Source organism: Filifactor villosus, assembly GCF_042652965.1.
GTDB classification, from domain to species: Bacteria; Bacillota; Clostridia; order Peptostreptococcales; family Filifactoraceae; genus Filifactor; species Filifactor villosus.
Map to the genome: position 1 here is coordinate 1 of NZ_JBHSHL010000044.1, position 2,697 is coordinate 2,697.

A 2,697-nucleotide genomic window follows, 5' to 3' on the forward strand; every position below is an offset into this window, starting at 1 on the left:
CTTGTTTTCTCTTTGTTCTCTGTCGTTTTTAATGTCCATTCAAGTTTTTTCGGTTTTTCAAACAGATTGGCTCCCGTTGCTATTGGATATTCAACGGCTTTTATATCCTCTCTTACATTCTCGCCTATTTTTTTGATGATTTTTTTGGATGCTTCTCCCTTTTGTTTGTCCTGCTGGATTCTGTTTAACATCCCTTGTTTTTTTCGATACCAAAATTCATATCCTTCAAGATGTACCGGATAGTGTCCCTTTGATAACAGTTTTAGCCACAAACCCCAATCTTCGTTATATTCCTTTTCCGTTTCATCATAGCAACCTACTTCCAAAAGGTCTTTCTTGCGTATACCCGCAGTACATACCAACAGGTTTTCTTCTTTCATCCTACCGGAGTCAAATTCTTTTCTCCATAGATATTCTTCTCTTTGGAATCCTACAACATCCATGTAAGCCCAAGAGGCTTCAGGATTGAAGTACAGACCGAAATAGATCTTCTCTACATAGGTCGGCTCGATCAGGTCATCCGCATCCAAGGGAATAATGATGTCGGTCGTGCTTTCTCGAATCGCTCTGTTTCGTGTGCCGGCCAAGCCTTTGTTTTCTTGATGGATCAACTTTATCCGTTGATCTTTTTTGCACAGTTCTTCTAACTTTTCCGTGCTTTGTGTGCTCCCGTCGTTTACTATGATCCACTCATACCAAGGAAAGGTTTGATTCAATACGCTGTTATAGGTCTGCCAAAAGTACTCTTCTTCATTATAGTAGGCCGTGATGATACTCACCAAGGCTCTTTGCGTTTTGGTATATCTTCTATCCGTTCGTCTCTTCCCCGGCTCTCTTCTATAATCAAACATTCTCTCCCTCTCCTTGTTTGTATCATTAGGTTATACTGTTATCTGATTGAAATGTAGAAACCTCCGACTAATGTTCCCAAAGAACTATCTTTACGCTTATGAAGTTCAAGATGTTGCTAGGCATAATTTAAACCAAGTGATGGTATCAGATCTCCATTTTTTTCAATTTTAAGATCTTCGACAACATCTTGTCTTCTCGAACCAGATTCAACTTATACTCCAGCTTAGAGATTTTGGTTTCTTTTTCGATCTTCTCTTCTTCTAAGATCAAAGACTGTTCCCTTATCTTTTCAAGTTCTTTCTGCGTAGCTTCATACTGAGTTTCAAGCCAATTCTTTCCATTTTCAAGTTCTCGTGTCCAAACCTCCAATTGTTTTATTCGCTCCGCTCTAAGCTCTATCTGCTCTTCCTGGTAGTTTTTGGATTTTTCAAGTTCCAAGATCCACGCCTCCAGCTCCTTGATCCGTTCGTCTTTCAATTCAAGCTGTTGTTTTTGATACTTCCTTACACCTTCGACCTCTTCCAGCCAAGCACTGTTGTCCTTCAGTCTTTCATGTTTCAATCTCAACTGGCGAAGAAACCACTTTTTGTCCTTGACATGTTGCAAGACATTCTTGTACTCATCATCCGTATACATTCTGAAGGTTTCTAATAATTTGTTTTTTGAAACACTCTTTTCCTGTATAACAGAATGATCTTTTTCAGCAGAGGGCGGAATAAAGTACATTACCGTCTCGGAATATACTTCGGGATCATACTGTCTCAGGTAGATCTTGTAGTCCGATCGGATCTCTCCTACCAAGTCCGGTATCTTCCAAAAATCATCTTTCAAGTGATAGACACAGACTGCCAAGATCGGTCTGTTCTTCTCAATATGCCCTCTCGCTCCTAACAGCGCTTCTTTTTCACTGCCTTCTATATCAAACTTTATCAAGTCTGTATCTTCCATCACTTCGATATCCAAGGTCGTCGCATCTACCAGATGTTCCGTACTGCCTTCATCGATATAGGACTCCCCATGTAACATTTCCGGGCACATTCCTATTTTATCTATTCGGTCATAGACGGCCTTATTGAAGAGTTCGTAACTTCCCTCGGAAAGTTGTATTCTCAGGTTCTGATCTGCTTTTTGAGCAACTTCTTTAATCGGTTCAAATACATAGATTTTTTTGTACGAAGGATTGTTGAGGGCAAAACGAATAGCGGAATCTCCGACATAGCCTCCGCAATCAACATAGGTTTGAATCTTCGAGATGTCATATAGTTCACTGTCAAAATACATTTCATTTTCTTCATATACCTGTTCGATATATCGATTATCTGCAAATAATTTGGCATTCAACAGGGACAGAAAGGTGTTTTTACTCTTCTCGTCACACAATTTTTCATAGACTCTCTCGTAGTTTTCAATGTTTCTCTTTATATCTCCAATATGTTCCAAAAAGTAGTTCGACTTTTGCGTGGTTTCATTAAACACTTCCTTATCGAATTTCTCTGTCCAATAGTCGAGATCACGATCAGGGTCCCTGTCTTTATACTCATAAAAGTTTAGGATCGCCAATTCCAAAAGTTCTTCAACCTCGTGTTCCCGGACATAATTCCTGATTTCTTCCATATTTAAAAGCATAGTTTCACCCCTAGTCTATTTGATTTATTTAAAAAACTTATTCAGTTTCAGTTTAAAAGCAAGCTTTATGATTCGCCTTCCCCATTTAGAGTTTGCTATCCTCATCAATTCATTTTTTTCGTTTGAAACAAATCCGTATCTGAATGAATTTTCCATAGCTTCAAATTCGGTATACAGGGTCAAATAGTCTTCGGCTATCGTCCCTACTTCCTTCAATAA

At 38.9% G+C, this 2,697-nt stretch carries 3 protein-coding genes; all 3 read right to left on the bottom strand.

The window, feature by feature from the left end; all coding sequences use genetic code 11:
• On the bottom strand, positions 1-851 hold an 851-nt coding region (locus tag ACFO4R_RS09480), incomplete at its 3' end, for a glycosyltransferase family 2 protein (protein ID WP_379788860.1).
• Between the two features lie 145 nt (positions 852-996).
• Positions 997-2,478, bottom strand: a complete 1,482-nt coding sequence (locus ACFO4R_RS09485) for an FkbM family methyltransferase (protein WP_379788861.1) — start codon at positions 2,476-2,478, stop codon at positions 997-999.
• A 24-nt stretch (positions 2,479-2,502) separates the two neighbouring features.
• Positions 2,503-2,697 (bottom strand): hypothetical protein (locus tag ACFO4R_RS09490; RefSeq protein ID WP_379788862.1); only part of this gene is annotated, 195 nt, incomplete at its 5' end.